This is a genomic window from Thioclava sp. PTB-PU3-1 (assembly GCF_055666785.1).
Genome location: NZ_JBVNVL010000001.1, coordinates 515,234 through 535,449, shown reverse-complemented (window position 1 = coordinate 535,449; position 20,216 = coordinate 515,234). Strand labels below are relative to the sequence as shown.

19 protein-coding genes are annotated in these 20,216 nt (G+C 63.5%); 6 read left to right on the top strand and 13 right to left on the bottom strand.

The window, feature by feature from the left end; all coding sequences use genetic code 11:
- Window positions 1–23 precede the first annotated feature (23 nt).
- The 4 genes from ACZ7GB_RS02590 to ACZ7GB_RS02575 all read right to left on the bottom strand — a co-directional run bounded on the left by ACZ7GB_RS02590 (window position 24) and on the right by ACZ7GB_RS02575 (window position 4,578).
- Complete coding sequence (locus ACZ7GB_RS02590; protein WP_472157563.1) at window positions 24–935, bottom strand: glycoside hydrolase family 26 protein; 912 nt, start codon at window positions 933–935, stop codon at window positions 24–26.
- A 32-nt stretch (window positions 936–967) separates the two neighbouring features.
- Window positions 968–2,782, bottom strand: a complete 1,815-nt coding sequence (locus ACZ7GB_RS02585; protein ID WP_472157562.1) for a glycosyltransferase family 2 protein — start codon at window positions 2,780–2,782, stop codon at window positions 968–970.
- Window positions 2,779–3,831: a UDP-glucuronic acid decarboxylase family protein gene (locus tag ACZ7GB_RS02580; RefSeq protein ID WP_472157561.1), complete on the bottom strand. Its 1,053-nt coding sequence runs from the start codon at window positions 3,829–3,831 to the stop codon at window positions 2,779–2,781. Before ACZ7GB_RS02580 ends, ACZ7GB_RS02585 begins: the two co-directional genes overlap by 4 nt.
- Window positions 3,832–4,146: 315 nt before the next feature.
- Entirely contained in the window at window positions 4,147–4,578 is a 432-nt protein-coding gene (locus tag ACZ7GB_RS02575; protein ID WP_078546411.1) for an autoinducer binding domain-containing protein, read from the bottom strand.
- Between the two features lie 126 nt (window positions 4,579–4,704).
- Here ACZ7GB_RS02575 and ACZ7GB_RS02570 point away from each other — a divergent pair, with 126 nt between their 5' ends.
- Window positions 4,705–5,280: a response regulator transcription factor gene (locus tag ACZ7GB_RS02570; protein ID WP_168173940.1), complete on the top strand. Its 576-nt coding sequence runs from the start codon at window positions 4,705–4,707 to the stop codon at window positions 5,278–5,280.
- Window positions 5,281–5,353: 73 nt separating this feature from the next.
- The gene (locus ACZ7GB_RS02565; RefSeq protein WP_078599396.1) at window positions 5,354–6,019 is read left to right on the top strand and encodes an acyl-homoserine-lactone synthase; all 666 of its coding nucleotides are present in this window, start codon (window positions 5,354–5,356) and stop codon (window positions 6,017–6,019) included.
- A 101-nt stretch (window positions 6,020–6,120) separates the two neighbouring features.
- Here the strand turns inward: ACZ7GB_RS02565 and ACZ7GB_RS02560 are convergent, their stop codons facing one another.
- The 4 genes from ACZ7GB_RS02560 to ACZ7GB_RS02545 all read right to left on the bottom strand — a co-directional run bounded on the left by ACZ7GB_RS02560 (window position 6,121) and on the right by ACZ7GB_RS02545 (window position 11,168).
- On the bottom strand, window positions 6,121–6,552 hold the full coding sequence (locus ACZ7GB_RS02560; protein WP_075776036.1) for a universal stress protein: 432 nt from the start codon (window positions 6,550–6,552) through the stop codon (window positions 6,121–6,123).
- Window positions 6,549–9,164, bottom strand: a complete 2,616-nt coding sequence (locus ACZ7GB_RS02555) for a TRAP transporter permease (RefSeq protein ID WP_472157560.1) — start codon at window positions 9,162–9,164, stop codon at window positions 6,549–6,551. The genes ACZ7GB_RS02560 and ACZ7GB_RS02555 overlap by 4 nt, the downstream gene beginning before the upstream one ends.
- Window positions 9,165–9,272: 108 nt before the next feature.
- Window positions 9,273–10,247, bottom strand: coding sequence for a TAXI family TRAP transporter solute-binding subunit (locus ACZ7GB_RS02550; protein WP_472157559.1), 975 nt, complete (start codon window positions 10,245–10,247; stop codon window positions 9,273–9,275).
- A 57-nt stretch (window positions 10,248–10,304) separates the two neighbouring features.
- Entirely contained in the window at window positions 10,305–11,168 is an 864-nt protein-coding gene (locus tag ACZ7GB_RS02545) for a MurR/RpiR family transcriptional regulator (protein ID WP_232621726.1), read from the bottom strand.
- Between the two features lie 141 nt (window positions 11,169–11,309).
- On the opposite strand from ACZ7GB_RS02545, the gene ACZ7GB_RS02540 reads away from it, so the two are divergent.
- Both ACZ7GB_RS02540 and ACZ7GB_RS02535 read left to right on the top strand, forming a co-directional pair.
- The gene (locus ACZ7GB_RS02540) at window positions 11,310–12,632 is read left to right on the top strand and encodes an aspartate aminotransferase family protein (RefSeq protein WP_472157558.1); all 1,323 of its coding nucleotides are present in this window, start codon (window positions 11,310–11,312) and stop codon (window positions 12,630–12,632) included.
- Window positions 12,629–13,381, top strand: a complete 753-nt coding sequence (locus ACZ7GB_RS02535; protein ID WP_472157557.1) for a beta-keto acid cleavage family enzyme — start codon at window positions 12,629–12,631, stop codon at window positions 13,379–13,381. The genes ACZ7GB_RS02540 and ACZ7GB_RS02535 overlap by 4 nt, the downstream gene beginning before the upstream one ends.
- Here the strand turns inward: ACZ7GB_RS02535 and ACZ7GB_RS02530 are convergent.
- The 5 genes from ACZ7GB_RS02530 to ACZ7GB_RS02510 are packed head-to-tail and all read right to left on the bottom strand — an operon-like array spanning window position 13,378 to window position 18,096.
- Entirely contained in the window at window positions 13,378–14,802 is a 1,425-nt protein-coding gene (locus ACZ7GB_RS02530; protein WP_472157556.1) for a dihydrolipoyl dehydrogenase, read from the bottom strand. The two genes, ACZ7GB_RS02535 and ACZ7GB_RS02530, sit on opposite strands and share 4 nt — an antisense overlap.
- 34 nt (window positions 14,803–14,836) lie before the next feature.
- The gene (locus ACZ7GB_RS02525) at window positions 14,837–15,580 is read right to left on the bottom strand and encodes a glycosyltransferase family 2 protein (RefSeq protein ID WP_472157555.1); all 744 of its coding nucleotides are present in this window, start codon (window positions 15,578–15,580) and stop codon (window positions 14,837–14,839) included.
- Entirely contained in the window at window positions 15,577–16,152 is a 576-nt protein-coding gene (locus ACZ7GB_RS02520; RefSeq protein ID WP_078519551.1) for a DedA family protein, read from the bottom strand. Before ACZ7GB_RS02520 ends, ACZ7GB_RS02525 begins: the two co-directional genes overlap by 4 nt.
- Before the next feature lie 4 nt (window positions 16,153–16,156).
- Window positions 16,157–17,296 carry a ceramide glucosyltransferase gene (locus ACZ7GB_RS02515; protein WP_472157554.1) on the bottom strand — a complete coding sequence of 380 codons (1,140 nt, stop codon included), beginning with the start codon at window positions 17,294–17,296 and terminating at the stop codon, window positions 16,157–16,159.
- Window positions 17,293–18,096, bottom strand: coding sequence for a UDP-2,3-diacylglucosamine diphosphatase (locus ACZ7GB_RS02510; protein WP_472157553.1), 804 nt, complete (start codon window positions 18,094–18,096; stop codon window positions 17,293–17,295). The genes ACZ7GB_RS02515 and ACZ7GB_RS02510 overlap by 4 nt, the downstream gene beginning before the upstream one ends.
- Before the next feature lie 326 nt (window positions 18,097–18,422).
- Here ACZ7GB_RS02510 and uraH point away from each other — a divergent pair, with 326 nt between their 5' ends.
- Together uraH and ACZ7GB_RS02500 are read left to right on the top strand one after the other, a co-directional pair.
- Window positions 18,423–18,779: a hydroxyisourate hydrolase gene (gene uraH, locus ACZ7GB_RS02505; RefSeq protein WP_472157552.1), complete on the top strand. Its 357-nt coding sequence runs from the start codon at window positions 18,423–18,425 to the stop codon at window positions 18,777–18,779.
- A gap of 122 nt (window positions 18,780–18,901) precedes the next feature.
- Window positions 18,902–20,200: a urate hydroxylase PuuD gene (locus ACZ7GB_RS02500; protein ID WP_472157551.1), complete on the top strand. Its 1,299-nt coding sequence runs from the start codon at window positions 18,902–18,904 to the stop codon at window positions 20,198–20,200.
- Window positions 20,201–20,216 lie beyond the last annotated feature (16 nt).

Below are 20,216 nucleotides of genomic sequence, written 5' to 3'. Positions count from 1 at the left end.
AAATCGCCACTACCTATGGTGGCTCAGGTCAGAACTTGGTTCTTGATTCGCCAATCCGGCGCGCCGAAGCCTTCGGGCCACGGGTAAACCTCGCGCTGGTTGAAGTAACTGACACCGACGAGGCTCGGATAGTCCGGCAATTCCTGACGCACCCGGTCGCGCCACATCGAGACATAGGACTGGTTGCCGACATAGCCGAGCTCGGCCACCGCAACCGGTTTGCCATAGGTGGCAGCCCGCGCGTAGCGGGGCGCGAAGATGTCGTCGAAGGTCTGATCGCGGCCGAACTTGGCCTGGTCCCAAGCCTGCAGCCCGAAGACGGTGAGGCCCACGATGTCGGCGTAATCGTCACCCGGGTAATATTCGCCCATGTTCTCGTCGCCCAGCGGGGACCACATCAGGTTGATCTTCGGCGCCCGGTCGCGGGCGACGTCGGTCATCCGGCGATAGGCCGCGATATAGTCGTCGGGGTTCCAGTCCGACCAGATGAACTGGCCGGATTTGTCGTCCATCTCATGAGCGAAGCGCAGCGTGACCGGACTTTGCAGCGTCGCCAGCACATCGGCCACCGCGATCATGTTGGCGTCGTATTCGCCCCGCTCGATGCCGCGGCGCAGATATTGCGCCGTGTTGCGCTCCGAGCGCGACCATGTCCAGGGCTCCAGCGTCACCAGAAGCGCGCGGTTTCGTTCGAGCGCGTAGCTGTCGGCATCGTTCAGCGAGGGAAGGAAAACGTCCTCCCAGGGCAGGAACAGGTGCTCGATCACCACGCCTGAAAGATCCGCAAAGTCACCATCGGGATCATAGACCCCGAACGGCAAGGAGCCGGGCGGCACGCTGACATCCGCAGCGAACGCCGGCCGCGCCGATACTGTCAGTCCCAACGCCGCGGCACCGGCCATCATTTCGCGACGGGTCATCAAATCATTAGCCATGTCAGTCTCCTCCTTTTCAGTGCGCAGCCCCGTCACTTCCAGCTCGGTTTGACGTGGAACTTCGCTTGTCCCGGGGCGCCCATGCCGGCCCCCGAGACGATGTATTCGACCTTTGCGAGCTGAACCGATTTCAGCCCGATCATGAGCGCGTAGACGCTTTCGCCGCCGCGGAGCCAAAGGGCTCCGAAACTGAGCGAGACGATGACGCTCAGCGTGCCCATCTGAACCGCCATATCGCGCGGCCAGCCGCGCCAATCGATCTGAACGCGGCGCGCGCGCGCGCCGAAGATCACACTCAGCAAGACGAAATAGAACGCGGCGTTGAACATGGAGAGGAGGTAAAACCCGCGCGCCTCGATGACGTTGTCCACCAGAAGAACCGGCAGCAAGGCCCCCAGGGCCAGCCCGCCGTAAACGGCGATGATCCGCTCGGGTAACATCGTCGAGGCGGCTTCGCCTTTCGGTGTGATCCGAAAATCGACGAATTTTCCCGACAGCCTGTCATAGACGGCCATGACGCATCCCCAGAGCACCCAAGGCCATTGCATCATCACGAAGAGTGCTTTCTCCCACGCGATGATCTTGGCGTCGTGCGGACGGAAGAACTGATCGCGCCGCAGCATGAAGGCGAATATCAGCGTCACCGTGCCTGCGGGCAGCACATGTCCGATAAAGGCGGGATAGGTCACGTCGGCAAAGCGCATGTCGAAGCTGATGGCGATGATCGGGGCGATATACATCATCGACATCGAGAGCGCGAAGAAGACATACCAGCTCTGGCAGAGCACGAAGAGGAACTTCAGCCGCCACGGCATCTTGCCGACATAGTCCGGCATGTAGCGCAGCAGGAGGCTCAGCAGCGAGCGCGACCACTGGAACTCCTGCGTGATCAGGTCGGTCACAGTCGCCGGGCCATCGCCGATCGCAATCGCATCTATTGCGTGAACGCCGCGCCAGCCCGCCGCGTTCATCAGGAGCGTGGTCGAGTGATCTTCCGCGAGTTCGGGACCTAGACCGCCAGCTTCCTTCAGCGCGGAGGTGCGCACAGCGTAATGAGAGCCGATGCACATCGGCGCGAATACTGCAGTGTAGCCCGCTTGAAAAACTCCGTGGAAGGCTGCTTCGAAATAGAGCCTCGTGCGCGCGGCCCAGCTTTCCTTGGCATTGGACGCACAGATCGACGGCGCACTGACATAGCCAACCGCATCATCGGCGAAGGGGCGCAGCATCTCGCGCAGATAGCCCGGTTGCGGGACGTGGTCGGCGTCGAGCTGGCTTACGATGTCATAATCGCGATAGCCCCAGTGGTCGTAGAAATAGGCGAGGTTGCCTTCCTTGCAGCGCGTCCGCCGCGGCCATTCCTGCCGGTGGTAAGCCTCGATGCCGTGGCGGCTGGAGATCTTCACGCCGTGGATCTTGCACCATGCGCGCGTCTCGGGCGAGGGCGCCTCGTCGGCGAGCCACGTGTCATGCGGGTAGTCCTGCGCGAGCATCGCCTCCAATGTCCGACGAACGACCGAAAAGGGTTCGGATGGAGTTTTCGTCGTGATCATCGCGACGCGCCACCGACCCGGCTCCGGAAGAGGCGACGAGGGGCGGACCGCCTGCAGGAAGATCACGAAGAAGTAGATCTGCATTGCCAGAAGCCAGATCAGCACACCCGTGAGTATCAAATAGGGAACCGTCGCAAGGATATGCGACGGTGTCAGCCACCAGCTCCAGAAATAGACCGTCGCGAGCATCCACAGCGCAAACAGCACCCGATAGCGCAGTGCCTGCCTCGGTGTGAGGATGGGCGCGAGGTGTCCGGCCTCGATCGCAGCGCGTATGTCGGGGCGCTGGATCATTCGGCGGCCGTTGCGGTTATCGGGGCGGTTGCGGTTTCAACGCCCGCTATCTCCGCCCGGAAATAGGCGATGGTCGGCACGAGGCCGCTGCGCAGCGCGATCTCCGGACGCCAGCCCAGCCGGGTCTCGGCGCGGGTGATGTCGGGGCAGCGTTGCATCGGATCGTCGAGCGGCAGATCCGATACGACGAGCGGCGCCCGGCTCTCGCACATGTCGCGCACGATATGGGCCAGCTCGGCGACGGTATATTCGCCCGGATTGCCCAGATTGACCGGCTCGTGGCCGACCGTCTCGCTTTCCATCAGAGCGACCAGGCCGCTGATCAGATCGTCGACATAGCACAGCGAGCGCGTCTGCGTGCCGCCGCCATAGAGTTCAAGCGGCGTGCCGCGGATCGCTCGCGTCACGAAATTCGAGATCACGCGCCCATCCTCGGGGTCCATCCGCGGCCCGTAGGTGTTGAAAATCCGCGCGATGCGGGTGTCGATGCCGCGACAGGCCTGAAGGTCATGGAACAGCGTCTCTGCCGCGCGTTTGCCTTCGTCGTAGCAGGCGCGGGGCCCGGTGGTGTTCACCCGACCGCGATAGTCTTCGCGCTGGGGCGAGATGTCCGGGTCGCCATAGACCTCGGAGGTCGAGGCTTGCAGGATGCGTGCGCCGGTCCGCTCGGCCAGGCTGAGAAGGTTCATCGACCCCGCGACGCAGGTCTGGAACGTGTGCAGCGGATCCAGCTGATATTTCGGCGGCGAGGCCGCGCAGGCGAGATTGTAGATCCGGTCGATCTCGCCATGCATCTGCAGCGGCGCGATGACGTCATGCCTGAGGAAGGTGAAATCGGGATGTCCCATGAGATGGGCGATGTTCTTTGTCCGCCCGGTCAGCAGGTTGTCGATGCAGAGCACCGAGTGACCGGCCTCGATCAGCCGGTCGCACAGATGCGACCCCAGAAACCCGGCCCCTCCGGCAACGAGACAGCGCAGCTGCCCCTTATGCCGGCGCGGCGGCGCCCAAGAGATATCTTGCGTCTCGAAACGTGGCAGATGCGTCATGTTCTCCCCCCACAGAAGAACGGCAACGACTGCCCAGTCCGGTTTGAGGTCAACTTAATCGCTCTGGGCCGGACCAGGCCCGTCGATCCCGATTACAGATATTTCAAAAGGGTAGGGGGCGAATTTCGGGCCGATCAAGCGAAAGCAAAGCATTTCGACCGAAATTCGGAAGGCCGAAAAAAATCGACCTTCCGATAGATGAAGTTTGCACGCTAAGGTTGAGTGGGGCGCTGCCGGTTCGACTTCTCGTCTTCGCGCCTATCCCTTGATTCGACTTGGACAATCGAGCCGAGAGAAGGGCAAAAGCGCCTTTTCTCAGAGGTCCGACAGGCCCGCCGTCAGGTTGTGCAGGCGCCGGGTCTTCTCAAGCAGGTCTTGCGCTTCGTCCTCGGAGAAGGGGGCGCTGGATCGGGTGAACCCCGAAATCGAGCGCGAGCCGTTCTCCAGCACTGCGCAGGTCAGGCCATTATAAAGTCCGTGGGATTTCGCACCTTTCAGAACCCCCTTGGGGTCGTCGAGATCTTCCCACCGCACGATACCCACATGCTGCAAGCCCCACAGGACGACAGGGTCGTCCATCATCATGCCCTTTTCGCTATATTCGTCGATCCATGGCTCGGGATATGTGCGATAAAGGATGTTCGGGCGGGTGAAGCGGATATGCAGGGCAAATGCGAAACCGGTGTCGCAGGTTTGCCCAAGGTCCTCTAGCAGGCTGGCGATTTCCTTGCGGTTTGCTGTTTCCATCACGGGAATTCGTCTTTAGGTTGTTGGTACAAGGCTGCAGCGACGCGTGCGACGGTAGGCTGCGACCGCAGTGAGTGCAAGTGAATTGACCATCAGAATATGGAACTGAGGGATTGCGAAAAGCGATTGAATGAAATCGCCCCGGCCGGGTTTTACCTCGCGCTCAGGGTTGGATATGCATTTCCCGAAGCCGAACTCAACCGTCTGAACAGCGACTGGGTCGACATGTACACCCAGCATGGACTGGTCGTGCAGGACCCTTCGATGCACTGGGTCTACCACAATGTCGGTTACGTGCGCTGGGTCGACCTGAAGGACGATCCCCGAGACGTCGTCGGCATGGCTCGACGGATGGGGCTGACCTACGCCGCCACGATCTCTTACAACACGCCAAGCGATGCCGGGCGTCGCAGCCACGCGGTCCTGTTCCGATCGGATCGCGATTTTACCGATGCCGAGCTTCATGAAGCTTTCGATATGCTCAAGGCCTTGCATGTCGACGCCTCGCAGCGCTCGCTCACGGATGCCGAAATCGAGGCGATCCGCTTCCGCGCCGACGGGCTCTTGATCAAACAGATCGCCGCGGAACTCGCAATTTCCGAAAGCGGCGTGAAAGCGCGGCTGTCTTCTGCGAGCCGAAAACTGGGGGCGCGAAATGCGATTGAAATGCTCGCAATCGCGACTTCAAGGCGACTGATCTAGGTTTATACAACCTAAAAGAGTGAATTTTTCACAAATTCGTGGTTTCGATGGAGCTATCCAGAAGGAGGCTCCAATGCAAAACTGCACTTTCGAATTCTCGCAACTTCACCGCTTCGGCACCGCTTTTTACGACTTCCTGCGCCTGCGCAAGGAGGTCTTCGTCGACACGCTCGGTTGGGACGTGCCGCATAATGACGAAGTAGAAATGGATCAATACGATACGCCTCTGGCGCACTACTCGCTCGTGCTGAAGGACGGGCAGGTGGTGGGCGGGGCACGGGTCATGTCCACCGCGGCGATCTGGGGCGGCAATACCTACATGCTGCGTGACGCGCATCTGGGGAAGTTGCCGCATATTCCGCCGGAAATCCTGCCGACCGAAATCGCGAGCGAGAGGGTCTGGGAATGTACGCGGCTGGTGATTTCCGACGCGTTGACTACGCAGGCGGAACGCTCGACCTGTCTGCGGCTCATCGTCGACGGGCTGGTGGAGCGCGCGAGGGAGCGTGGCGCGGACGAGTTGATTTGCCTCTCCTCGCTCGCCCTGATGCGGGCTCTGCGCCAGCTTGGCTACGATGTGAGCCGGATGGGCCCGACCTATCGCAACGACGAGGATGGGCGCCAATACGCGGCGCTGCGGATGCCTGCGGAATATTCCACCCAGCGGCGTCGCGAAATGGCCGAAGCCTGTGTGATCGCAGCTCAGTCGGCCCCGCGCCAGTTGCACACCGCCGCCTGATCTAGGGCAGCCTGTTCCGGGGCCGCCTGATCCGGGCTCCGATAGAAAAAGGGCGCGCCCATCGTCCGGGCGCGCCCTTAGCTTTGGCGTCGGTCGCGTGCTCAGCGCACGACGAAGACGCAGCAATTCGAGTGCCGCACGACCCGCGCGGCGTTCGGGCCGAGCAGGTAATCGCTGAGATCGGGGCGATGCGCCCCGAGCACGATCATGTCCGCGCCGTCCTTTTCGGCCAGCGACAGGATCTCGTGATAGGCGGTGCCGACGCCCACGATGTGGCGCACCTTGGCGTTCACCTCGGGGCCGACCACCTCGGCGACGAAGTCATGCAGCAGCTCGCGCGCATGCTCCTTCGCCTTCGCGGTGTGATCGTCCGAGAAGAAGGCCCCGACCACCGCCGAGCCGTAATCGGGCACCACGGTGATCACGTCGAGCTGGGCGTCTTCCATCTTGGCCAGCCGCGCCGCCCATTCGAGCACTTTGCGCTCGGTCTTGGGGCGGTTCATGTCGATCGCGCAGAGAATGGTATTGGTCATGCCGGTTCTCCTTCAGCAAAGGCCGCGTCATCGTCTTCCTTGCGCCGATTTTGCAGGAAAGCGATGAGCGCGAGAAGGGCGAAGGCGGGAATGAACATCAGCTCTTTGGGAAGCTGATCGTTCGGCGCCTTCACATTGGACAGGGTGACGGGATTGTCGCCATAGAAGTCGAAGCCCTGCAGTTTGGTCTGCAGCTCCGTGCCGAACATCGGCTCGTCCGCGACCATCTTGCCGTCCGTCTCGGTGAAGCTCAGGCCGAGCTTGTCGAGCCGGTCCTGACCCGTCGCGCCCTCGGGCACCTTGACCAGCACCGTCATGTCCTTCGGATCGCCCGTTGTGTAATCGGGCCCCGAGAAGACCAGCCGCAACTCGCGACCGACCGGCGCCTTGTCGAGACGCTGCGTGATATTGGCAGGCGGCACCTCGTTATAGGGCGGCTCGATCATGTTCATGAAATAGCCGGGACGGAACAGGGTGAACGCGATCAGAAGCAGCGCCACCGTCTCCCAGATCTTCGAACGGGTGATGAACCAGCCCATCGTGCCTGCGGTGAAGACGAGGATGCCGATCGTCGCCACGATGAAGACGAAGATCGCCTGATACCAGGTCACGTCGATCAGCAGCAGGTCGGTGTTGAAGATGAACACGAAGGGCAGGGCGACCGTGCGCAGCGAATAGAAGAAGGCGGTGAAGCCCGTCTTGATCGCATCGCCGCCAGAGACCGCCGCCGCCGCGAAACTCGCTAGCCCCACCGGTGGTGTCACATCCGCCATGATGCCGAAGTAGAACACGAACAGGTGCACCGCGATCAGCGGCACCACGAGGCCTGACTGTGCGCCCAGATGGACGACCACGCCCACCATCAGCGAGCTGACGACGATGTAGTTCGCTGTGGTCGGCAGGCCCATCCCGAGGATCAGCGACAGGATCGCCACGAAGATCAGCATCAGGATCAGGTTGCCGCCCGAGAGGAACTCGACGAAATCGGCCATCACCTGACCGATCCCGGTCAGCGAGACGGTGCCCACGATGATCCCGGCGGTGGCCGTGGCCAGACCGATCCCGATCATGTTGCGCGCGCCGTCGATCATGCCGCCGATCAGGTCGAGAACGCCTTCACGGAAGCGGCTCATGGGCGCACTCTCGCCGCGGAACATCGCCTTGAGCGGTTTCTGCGTGAGCAGGATGAAGAACAGCAGGAACGAGGCCCAGAAGGCCGACAGGCCGGGCGATTTGCGCTCGATCATCAGGAAATAGACCAGCACGACGATCGGCAGCAGGTAGTAGAGGCCCGCCTTGTAGATGTCCTTGATTTCGGGGAGCTTCACGATCTCCGAATTCGGGTCGTCCGGCTCCAGATCGGGGGCTTTCGCAGCGACCCAGACGAGCCCGAGATAGACCACGACGACGAGCAGGGCGAGAACCCAGGCCGCGCCTTCGGGCACCATCGAGGTGATGAGGCGTACCGGGAATTGCGTTGCGTAGCACAGGGCCGCGAAGCCCGCGAAGAAGGCGAACATGCCAAAGGCCGTACGCCAGACCGAGACCACGCGGTCGCCGATCGTCGGCATCCGGTTTTTCACCGCCTCCAGATGCACGATGTAGAACAGTGCGATGTAGGAGATGATCGCCGGGATGAAGGCGTGTTTGATGACCTCCAGATAGGAGATGCCGACATATTCCACCATCAGGAAGGCGGCAGCGCCCATCACCGGGGGCATGATCTGGCCGTTGACCGAAGAGGCCACCTCGACCGAACCCGCCTTCTCAGCCGAGAAGCCCACGCGCTTCATCAGCGGAATGGTGAAGGTGCCGGTGGTGACCACGTTCGCGATCGACGAGCCCGAGATCAGGCCGGTCGCGGCAGAGCCCACGACGGCGGCTTTTGCCGGGCCACCGCGCAGGTGGCCGAGCGCGCCGAAGGCCATCTGGATGAAGTAGTTGCCCGCGCCGGCTTTCTCGAGAAGCGCGCCGAACAGCACGAAGAGGAAGACGAACTTGGTCGAGACGCCAAGCGCGATGCCGAACACCCCCTCGGAGGTGATCCACATATGCGACATGGCCTTGCGCAGGCTCGCGCCGGCCCAGCGGATCTGTTCGGGGAAGAACTCCGACGAGCCGAAGAAGACGTAGCACAGGAACACGATCGCCAGCAGGACCATGATGGGCCCGAGCGTGCGATAGGCTGCGATGAAGAGGAAGATTATGCCGAGGACGGAGATATAGGCGTCCTGCATATCCGCGAGCCCGCCATTGTCGACGATCTTCTGGTAGAAGAAATAGCCGTACATCGAGAGCAGCGCACCGCCTACCGCGAGGATCCAGTCATACCACGGCACATGGTCCTTGGGTGAAGATTTGAACAGCGGATAGGCCATCGCCGAGAGGAAGATGGCATAGGCCAGATGGATCTGGCGGGCGTTGTTGATCAGGTCGCCCGGCAGCACATACGGCCCGATGGGCGAGGCCAGAAGCACCTGAAAGATCGACCAGCTCAGCGCCACCACGGCGACCATGAGCCCGACCCAACCCTTGGGGCTGCGTGCCCCGCTGTCAGAAGCCTGGACGAGCTCCTGTAATTCCTGTTCGTTCAAGGCGCGATTTTCCGCCATCGTTCCCCCTAGCGGCCCACAGGGCCGTCCGCCTGTTCCGGCATGATCTTAAAGCTGAAACTAAAAAAGGCGGGCACGCAAGCGCGCCCGCCCAGTTATACGCAGGGCTTATTTGATCCAGCCCTGCTCCTTATAGTACTTCAGAGCGCCCGGATGGATCGGAGCGGAGATGCCCTTGGTGACCATCTCTTCCGGCGTCAGATGCGCGAAGGCCGGGTGCAGCTTCTTGAACTCGTCGAAGTTGTCGAAGACCGACTTCACCAGAGCGTAGACGACATCATCGGGCTCATCGGCCGAGGTCACGAGGGTCGCGCGCACACCGAAGGTCTGCGTGTCGTCGGGGTTGCCGCGATACATGCCGCCCGGAATGGTGGCTTTCGCGTAGTAGGGGTTGTCGGCGACCAGCTTGTCGACCGCGTCACCCGTGACGTTCACGAGGGTCGCGTCGCACGAGGTGGTGGCTTCCTGGATCGAACCGGAGGGGTGACCCACGGTGTAGACCATCGCGTCGATCTGGTTGTCGCAGAGCGCTTTCGACTGCTCGGCGGCCTTCAGCTCGGTTGCGAGCGCGAAGTCCGAGGTTTTCCAGCCCATCGCGTCCATCAGCACTTCCATCGTGCCGCGCTGACCCGAACCGGGGTTGCCGATGTTCACGCGCTTGCCCTTGAGGTCGGCGAAGTTCTTGATGCCGCTATCGGCACGCGCGACGACGGTGAAGGGCTCGGGGTGGATCGAGAACACCGCGCGCAGCTTCTCGAACGGACCCTGATCGGAGAACTTCGAGTCGCCCTTGTAGGCGTGGTACTGCCAGTCCGATTGCGCGATGCCGAAGTCCAGCTCGCCCGAACGGATGGTGTTGATGTTGTAGACCGAACCGCCGGTGGATTCGACCGAGCAACGCACGCCGGTTTCTTTGTGGCTCTTGTTCATCAGGCGGCAGATCGCGCCACCGGTCGGGTAGTAAACGCCGGTCACTCCGCCGGTCCCGATGGTGATGAAGGTCTCGTCGGCTGCGTTCGCCGCGGGCGCGAGCAGCGCGCCGGCGACGGCCGCGATGGCCCCGAGTTTGAAGAACTTTTTCATTGAGTAACTCCCGTTGGTCGTTTTTGGGTCTCGGTTCAAAGATACGGTCCGCGTCGGTCAGCGCGCATAGACTTCGTCGAGAAGCCTGTTGCGCCGTTCGACCTCGGCGATCCGTTCGGTTGCGCGGGGTCCCGCGCGCTTCGCCACCAACGCCAGAATTGCTTCGAGCAAGAACAGCGTGGCGACGTAACTCGTGTAGAAATGCGGGCTGTCGGTGGGCACGATGAAGGTCTCATCGGCTGCGTGCAGCGCCGGACAGCTGCGGCTGTCGGTAATAAGCGCGACATAGGCGCCCTGTTCATGGGCATGGATCGCGCTGCGGATGGTGGAGCGCGCGAAGGGCGGCTTGGTGATGACCAGAACCGCGTCGCGCTCATCGAGCCCGGCGAGCGTGGCGCCCAGCGACGAGCCCGCCCGTGCACCCAGCTCCCAGTTATCGCCGAGGAAATTGGCGATATAGGCGGTGTATTCCGCGATCCCCGTCGAACCGAGCGCACCCAGAAGCACTACCCGGCGCGCGGCGGCGAGCTTGTCGGCCACGGCCTCAAGGCGTCCCGGCTCGATCGCGGCGGTCAGGGCTGCGATATTGTCCTGCGTCGCCGCGGCATAACGGTTGAGGAAGCTGCTCTGCGGATCGACGGCATCCTTCTGCAGCCGATCGGCTCGGTCTGCGAAGGGAGAGACACGGCGACCGATCTGGTCGCGCATGGTCTCGCGCAGCTCTTCGAAATTCTCGTATTCGAGCGCATGGGCGAGGCGGGTGAAGGTCGCGGGCGCAAGGTTCGATTCGCTCGCCAGCGTGCGCAGCGAACGGGTGGCGATGCTCACCGGGTTGTCTGCGATATAGTCTCCCGCCTCACGCAAGCGCGCGGAAAGGTTGCCATATTGCGCAGCCAATCGCTGTTCGAAACTGCCGGACAAGGCTCCTCCCCAGGTTCCATCACCAGTTATCGCGTTGAGGTGACCGTTTCAATTGTTTCATATGTTGTCAATGCGTAAAACATATGTTTCATGGGGTAATCAGCGATCCTCACGCATTCTTGTCCCGAAGGAGGGACCGATATGAGTCACGTATTCCCCCGCCACACGAAGTCCAATCCGCCCTTGGCGGTAAAGGGCGACGGTATCTACATCCTCGATGCCGACGGGAAGCGATATCTCGATGGGTCCGGGGGCGCGGCGGTCTCCTGCCTCGGTCACTCTGACGCTGACGTGACTGCGGCGATCAAGGCTCAGATCGACAATATCGCCTTCGCGCACACGAGTTTTTTCACCTCCGAACCCGCCGAACGGCTGGCCGATCGCCTCATCGCTCACGCGCCGGGGAGCCTCGAGCGCGTCTATTTCACGTCCGGGGGATCGGAGGCGGTGGAGAGCGCGCTGAAGATGGCGCGGCAGTATTTCGTCGAGAAGGGCGAACCGAGCCGGTCGCATTTCATCGCGCGCCGCCAGTCCTATCACGGCAACACGCTGGGCGCGCTGGCCGCTGGCGGCAATGCGTGGCGCCGGGAGAAGTTCAACCCGCTGCTGATCGACGTGAGCCACATCGCGCCCGTGCATGAATACCGCTGGCGCGAGGAAGGCGAGACCGCCGAGGAATACGGTCTGCGCGTCGCCAACGAGCTGGAGGCCAAGATTCAGCGCCTTGGGGCGGAGAACGTGATCGGCTTCATCGCCGAGCCGGTCGTCGGCGCCACGATGGGCGCGGTGCCGCCGGTGAAGGGCTATTTCAAGCGCATCCGCGAAATCTGCGATCAATACGGCATCCTGCTGATCCTCGACGAGGTGATGTGCGGGATGGGCCGGACCGGCACGCTGTTCGCCTGCGAGCAGGACGGGATTGCGCCCGATATCGTCACCATCGCGAAGGGGCTGGGCGCGGGCTACCAGCCCATCGGGGCGGCGCTCTGCACCTCCGAGATTTACGACGCCTTCGTCAACGGCTCGGGCTTCTTCCAGCACGGCCACACCTATATCGGCCACCCGACCGCGACCGCTGCCGGTGATGCCGTGGTGAAGAAACTGACCGAGGGCGGGCTCGTCGCGCGGGCGGCGCAGCAGGGCGAAGTGCTCGACGCGGCGCTGCGTGAGGCGTTCGGCCAGCATCCGCATATCGGCGATATTCGCGGGCGCGGCATGTTCCGCGGGCTGGAAATCGTGGCCGACCGTGCCACGAAAGAGCCGATGGACCCGGCCAAGGCAATCAACAAGAAGCTCAAGGCGGCGGCTTTCGAGGCCGGGCTCGTCTGCTATCCGATGGGGGGCACGATCGACGGCCAGCGCGGCGACCACATCCTGCTCGCGCCGCCCTTCATCATCACCGACGACCAGATCGGGGAATTGGTGGACAAGCTCGGCACCGCGATCCGCGAGGTTCTCGGGTGAGCCTGCCGCATATCATGGTCGCGCCGAACGGGGCGACCAAGACGAAGTCCGACCATCCGGCGCTGCCGATCACCTTGGACGAGATCACGCAGACCGCGCTGGCTTGCCGTGACGCCGGGGCAGGGGCGCTGCATCTACATCTGCGCGACGATGCGGGCGGGCACCTGCTCGATAGTGGCGCCTACGCCGAGGCGCTGGCCCATCTGCGCCCGCTTCTGGGCGAGATGGCGATCCAGATCACCACCGAGGCTGCGGGGCGCTACGAACCGGGGCATCAGCGCTATGTCGCTTTGAACTCGGGCGCGCAGATGGTTTCGGTTTCGGCGCGCGAGATGCTGCGCGACCACGAATTGCAGGCAATACGGTTTTACGAAGAGGCGGCGGAACGTGGGATCGCGATCCAGCATATCCTCTACTCCCGCGAGGATGCCGAGGCGCTGGTGCATGTACTGCCGGATCGCCTGCTGCGCGATCCCGGGCTGCAACTGATCTTCGTGATGGGTCGCTATGTTGCGGGGCAGGTCTCGACGCCGGCGATGCTCGATCCGTTCCTCGATTGGATGCAGGCCGAGGCGATCACCCCGGACTGGGCGATCTGCGCCTTCGGCTCGGGCGAGACCGACTGCCTGCGCAATGCGCTCGCCGAGGGTGGCAAGGCGCGGGTCGGGTTCGAGAACTCGCTGGTGATGGCGGACGGCACCACCGCGCCCGACAATGCCGCGCGCGTGGCCGAGATCGCAGCCCTTTAATCGAGCGCCGGATGCCCTTTCTCGGGGCAATCGGAGAGGTCCGAGCGGTCTTCCTCGGGAAGCTGCTTGGAAATTTCGCGCAGGGCGCTGCGCAGACCTTCCTCCATCACCGGGTGATAGAAGGGCATCGCCAGCATGTCGAAAGCGCTCATGCCCGACTGGATCGCGAGGCCGAAGAGATGCGCGAAATGCTCGCCCTCGGGCAGCGCCATCTCGCAGCCCAGCAGCTTGCCGGTTTCGGGCTCGGCATAGACGCGGAGCATGCCATACGCCTCTTCGGCCAGCCGGGCGCGCGATTGCGTCGCGAAATCCGCGCTGCCGATCAGGATGTCCTGCCCCTCGAGGTCCTTGAAGCTTTGCCCCACGCGCACCGCATTGGGCGCGCTGAAGGCGATGGCCATCGAGGTCCGGCGGCTATAGCAGCGCGGGGCGTCGGCCACGGCGTTGCGCCCCGCGATATGCCCTTCGTCCGAGGCCTCGTGCAAAATCGGACGAATGGCATTCGCGTCGCCCGTCAGAAAGACCTGCAGATCGCCGATCCGGGTAGTGGTGGCGTCGACCTCCGGCATCCCGTGATCGTCGAGCGGCACGCCCAGCGTCTCAAGCCCGAGCCCCGCAATATTGGGGCGGCGTCCCATCGCGGCGAGCACGGCATCTGCCTCGAATTCCGCGCCGTCTGCGCCTTTCACGAGCAGACTGCCCGCGTTGCCTTCGGAAATCTCCGCAGGCGCGCCCAGATGCAGCGGCAGCTCCGCCGCGATAGCGTCGCGCAAGACCGCTGCAACCTCCGGGTCGGTCATGCCAGCCACACTTTCCAGCGCATCGAAACCCGCGACTTCGATCCCCATCCGGGCCATCGCCTGCGCCAGTTCCACCCCGATCGCGCCCATGCCGATCACCGCGATCCGCTTGGGCAGATCGTCGAGGGTGAATAGCGTGTCGGTGGTCAGGATACGTTCGCCGAAGGTCTTCCATGGCCCGGGCACCACCGGCGAGGAGCCCGTCGCGAGGATGATCGCATCGGCGGTCACCTCGCCGTGGCCCGCGATCTCGATCCGGTTCGGGCCGAGAAGCGTCGCGCGGCCCGAGATCGCCTTGTCCCCGAGTTTCTCGGGCACCGCGCGCGGCGATTTCGTGAACCCGTCGCGCATCCGTTTCATCCGCGCCATCACGGCGGGCACGTCGATGCGCAGTGCCTCGGCGCCGGAAATCCCGAAGGCCTCGAAATCGTGACGGCGGTGGAAAGCGTTGGCGGCTTCGATCAGCGCCTTGGAGGGCATGCAGCCGCTTTCGGCACAGGTCGTGCCCCAATGGCCGTCGTTGACGATCAGGAAGTCATCGGTCGCATGACGCACTTCGCGCAGGGCAGACAGTCCGGCCGAGCCAGAGCCGATGATAACGACGCGCGCGTGTTGTGACATGAAACCTCCGCTGATCTGTCGTGAACCGAACCGTTCAGCGAGGTATACGTTCCAACCATTTGCGCGGTAAAGCCTGCGCCTCGCCGCGAACCCGCAGGCTGCGCATCGCCACGATCTGACCCAACGCGCGATGCGGCGCGATGGTGCGGAAGATATCGCGGATCATGCGTGCGTCGGCGGCGACGCCTGCGCGCCAGTTGCCCAGCTTCGCGGATTTCATCGGACTGTCGACGCCGGGCCAGGTGACGACGGCGATCCGGGCGCGCTCTGCGATCCACAGCCGGTTCATGAAGACTTCTAGCCCGAAGCGGGGCAGGGCGTTGAGGGCCTCCAGCCGTTCGCCCAGCATCTCGCGCGGGATCACCCGCTCGCCCGAGATGTAATCGAGCCCGATCATCCGCCAGATGCGCGGCGCGTTGCGGCGCAGGCTGATCGTGACATCGGCCTCCCCGCTCGCCACCGGCGCGATCAGCGCGCCCAGATCGGCATGGGTCAGCCCCAGCAGATCGCTGTCGAGCAGCAGCAGATGGCTGCCCGCGGCCTCCGCGATCCCGGCGGCCACGGCGGCCGTCTTGCCGCCATTTTGCGTCTGGCGCAGCACCCGCAGATGCGGATGGGCGTCGCGATACCCTTCGGCGATCTCGGCGGTGCCATCGCTCGAGCCGTCGTCGATCACGATCACCTCGGCGATCTGGCGATGGTCCAGCACACGCTCCAGCACCGCCGCGATCCGCGGGGCCTCGTTATAGGCGGGCAGAATGCAGGTGATCGTCGTCATGTGTGCGACCTCTTGCGACGAAAGAACCAGATCGTGCCACCAAGAATGATCACGACCAGCAGGATCAGCGAGCCTTTCGAAAGCCAGCTGTCGATCTTCCCGATATGCGAGCCGAGCCAATAGCCGAGCGCCACGAAGGCCAGCGATTTCGGGATCGTCGCGATCAGGTTGGTCAGCATGAAGACCCAGACATTCATCCGCGCGACCCCGGCTGCGACCAGCACTGGCGCGCCCGCCGAATGGGTCAGCTTGCCGAAAACCAGCGTCTTGACCCCTTTGTTCTGGAAGTGCCGCGCCGCACTCACGAGCCGCGCGCGGCTAAGGCCCAGCTTGTCGCGCCATTTCTTGGGCATCCGGTTCAGCCCCCATCGGCCAAGCGCATAGAGCCCCAGATCGCCGACGAGATCGGCAAGGATCACGATGATCGCGACCGACCAGACCGAGAACATGTTCTGGCTGGCAAGCCACGCTGCGATCACCGTCACGATCGGCCCTTCGAGCACCGCAATCGGCGCGAGCACGGCCAGACCGTGTTTCGCCATCAATACGGAGATCGTCTCGAGGCCGATCATCGGGTTACTCCGTTACGGGGGCGTCGCTGCGGGCGACGTCCCGGTGGGTCATGTCATTGCCGCGCCAGGTGAAATCGCGCCCGAACCATGTCATCAGCCACAGCGCGGGCAACATCGCGTCGCGGATCGCGAAGCCCGCGATGTCGCGCGCCGACGCGGGCCAGCCCGCGATCCGGGCGAGCAGCACCTCGGCACCGTACCACAGCGCCACCAGAAGCGGCAGGGCGATCCACGGCATCGCGCCCAGAACGGCCAAGGCAAGCGCGGCGAGGAAGGGCAGGAACGGGCCCTGCGCGATCTCGGCTGCGAAAATCATCACGAACCCGTCGCGGCGTACCTTGGACCAGCGCAGCTGGCGGTCCCAGACCTCCCGGGCCGCGCGCGTCCCGATCGGTTGCGCGAAAAGGTGCCGCGTCAGCCGCACCTTCAGGCCCTGACGGCGCACCAATTTGGTCGAGGCCACGTCCTCGGCCATGTTGCGCCCAAGGGCTGCGAAACCGCCGCCCGCCATCAGGATGTCGCGCCGCCAGAATAGCGATTTGCCCTGCGCGAACCCCATCCCGATCATGTCGGCCGCTACCTGCCAGCGCGCCTGATTGGTGTTGAGGAAAGCGGCCTCCACCGCGCCCCAGAGATTGCCCGGACGTTCGGCCACCGGCGGAGCGGATACGAGCCCGGTGCCGGGCCGCCATTCCGCCACCAGCCGCTGCAGGTAGTCGCGCGGCAAGAGCAGATTGCTGTCGGCCATCGCGAGCCACTCCGCCTCGGTCGCCGACAGCCCCTTGTGCAGGTTGTTCAGCTTCGGATTGCCCGACACCGCGTCGAGCCCGGTCAGAAGCCGTGCGCGCACCTGCGGGTTCTCTTCGATCAGGCGACGGACCAGTGCGCAGGCCGGATCGCGCTCGGAGGGTGCGCAGAAGATCACCTCGTAATTCGGATAGTCGAGGTTGAAGGAAGACCCGAGCGTCTCCGCGTCGAACGGATCGACCCCGCAGACCGGGCGCATCAGCGCGATAAAGGGCAGCGTGTCGGGCACCGGCTTCGGCGGGCGGGACTCGCGCCATGCGGTCATCGCAGCGCTAAGCAGATGCGCCGTGAGGGTGATGCCCAGAAGGGCGGCAAGGGACAGCAGAACGATCGTCATGCGCGAACCTTTGCGACTGCGGAGCGGGTGCCGGTCTCGGTGACCGCTGCGGGCTCCGCGCCCCATTGAAGAAGTTGCAACGCGCCGGAACTATCCTCGGCCAAGGCGGTCAGGCTGTCCACCCAGTCGCCGCAATTGGCGTAGGTCATCCCGTCGACATCGCGCAACGCGGGCTTGTGCGAGTGGCCGCAGATGATCCCGTCGACCCCGGCCTCGGAGGCCATCGCGATCAGACGATGCTCGTACCCCGAGCCGCGCGCGATCAGGTGATTGATCCCTTCGATCGCGAGTTGGATCAAGGTGCGCTCGGTCTCGGAGACGTCGCGGCGGCGGCGCAGCCAGGCATCGATGCCGCGGAACAGCGCGTCCATCCGGCTTCCGAAACGGGTCATCGCGTGCCAGCGCAGGATACGCGCATCGCATTGGTCGCCATGCACGATCAGGTAGCGCTGCCCATCCGCGCCGACATGCAGCGCCGTTTCGGTCAGCTCGAAGCTGAGGAAATTCATCCCCGGCGAGCGCAAAGCCGCGTCGTGGTTGCCGGGCAGATAGACGATGCGAGTGCCGGCCTCGGCATGGGCTTCGAGGGTCTCGATGATCTCGGCGTGGATATCCCCCCACTGCACGGGCCCACCATGCCAGAGATCGAGGATATCGCCGACGAGGTAGATCGCGTCGGCCTGCACGCTTTGCAGGAAGTCGAGGATCGGGCCGGGGCTGCACCCGCGCGAACCGAGGTGGAAATCCGACAGGAAAAGGCTGCGGTAGCGTTGTTTGTTGTGATGGCGCGATCGGCTCATGTCACATCTCCGGTGGATCTGCAGGGAGGGGCAGGCACCCGGCGCCTGCGCGGAGAAGCGGAGCGGAAACAGTCGGGAAAATCACAGGCTGTATGTTGTTGCCCATAGGGTCCTTCCGCTCGTTGCTGCGCTGCCCATCGCCTTTCGACGTGACATGGATGTGACGGCTACGTGAACCTGTAATGTCACCTAGAGGCAGCTGTGCGGTGATCAACCATAAGCATGTGAAATACTAAGCAACTTCCGGTGAGCGCACGATATCTTGCGGTTTGTTTCACCCGAAAGCATAGTGATCGCGGTCTCGACGATTGGCGAAGGAGAACGCGATGGCAGGATATCTGACCACCCATGTGCTCGACACGGCACGGGGATGCCCGGCGGAAGGGCTCAAGATCACGCTCTTCGCGCTCGACGAGGCGGGCCGAGTGCCGCTGGCCGAGATGGTGACGAATGCCGATGGGCGCACCGACTCGCCGATCCTGCCGGTGGAGCGGTTTCGCACCGGCCAGTTCGAGCTGGTCTTCGCCGCGGGCGACTATCTGAGGGCGAGCGGGCAGGGGGCGCCAGAGCCGCTGTTCCTCGATGAAATCCCGATCCGCTTCGGCATGAATGACGCCGAGGCGCATTACCACGTGCCGCTTCTGCTCTCGCCTTACGGTTATTCGACCTATCGCGGCAGCTGACCGCGGGCCCTCCATCTGCTTGCGATTTGAGCATCCGGACAAAATTCGGGCGGTTCCGCCGCGCCATCGCTTGCGCTCGGGCGTGGCTTGGGAAACTCTGAGCGCAAAACGAGGGATGACGGATGGATTACACGTTTTTTCTGGAATGGGTGCAGTTCGCGGTGCGCTGGCTGCATGTGATCACCGCGATCGCGTGGATCGGGTCGTCCTTCTATTTCATCGCGCTTGATCTGGGGCTGGTGCCCGAGCCCGGCGCCCCCAAGGGGGTGCATGGCGCGGCGTGGCAGGTCCATGGCGGCGGCTTTTACCATATTCAGAAATACCTCGTCGCACCCGCGCAGATGCCCGACCGGCTGACATGGTTCAAATGGGAAAGCTACATGACGTGGCTTTCGGGCTTTGCGATGATGGTGGTGCTCTACTGGACGCAGGCGCAGTTCTACCTGATCGATCCGCGGGTGATGGAGCTGCCGGTCTGGGGGGCGATCCTGATCTCTATCGGCTCGCTCGCGCTGGGTTGGCTCCTTTATGATCTGATCTGCAAGTCGAGCTTTGGCGAGAACAACACGCGGCTGATGCTGGGCCTCTATGTCATTCTCGTCGCGATGGCCTGGGGCTACACGCAGGTCTTCTCAGGCCGCGCGGCGCTGCTGCACCTGGGCGCCTTCACCGCGACGATCATGACCGCGAATGTGTTCCTGATCATCATTCCGAACCAGAAGATCGTGGTCGCCGATCTCATGGCGGGGCGCACGCCCGATCCGAAATACGGCAAGATCGCCAAGCAGCGCTCGACGCATAACAACTACCTGACGTTGCCGGTCATCTTCCTGATGCTGTCGAACCATTATCCGCTGGCCTTCGCCAGCGCGTATAACTGGCTGATCGCCTCTCTGGTGTTCCTGATGGGCGTGACGATCCGGCATTTCTTCAACACTCATCACGCCCATAAGGGCAAGCCGTGGTGGACCTGGGGCGCGACCGCGGCGCTGTTCGTCGCGATCGTTTGGCTATCCTCGATTCCGAAAGCGGATGCCGGCGAGGATATGGAGGACAGCGCGATGCTTACTCCCTTCGAACAACGCTTCGCCGCGGCGCCCGGCTTCGACGAGGTGAGCGGGATCGTCATGGGGCGCTGTTCGATGTGCCATGCGAGCGAGCCCGGCTATGAAGGGATCGGACATGCGCCCAAGAATATCAAGCTGGAGACTCCCCGCGAAATTGCCGCCGCCGCACGGCAGATCTATGTGCAAGCCGGGCTGACCGATGCGATGCCCCCCGCGAATTTGAGCTACATGGAGCCGCAGGAGCGCGCCGCCATCCGGGCTTGGTTCCGTGCGGGCGAGGCCGGGACGCAAGGAGCAAGCGAGACGGATCGGGCGGAGGCCATGATTGCAGCACCCCATCCCAACGCGTCCTGATTGCCGCCCCGCGTCA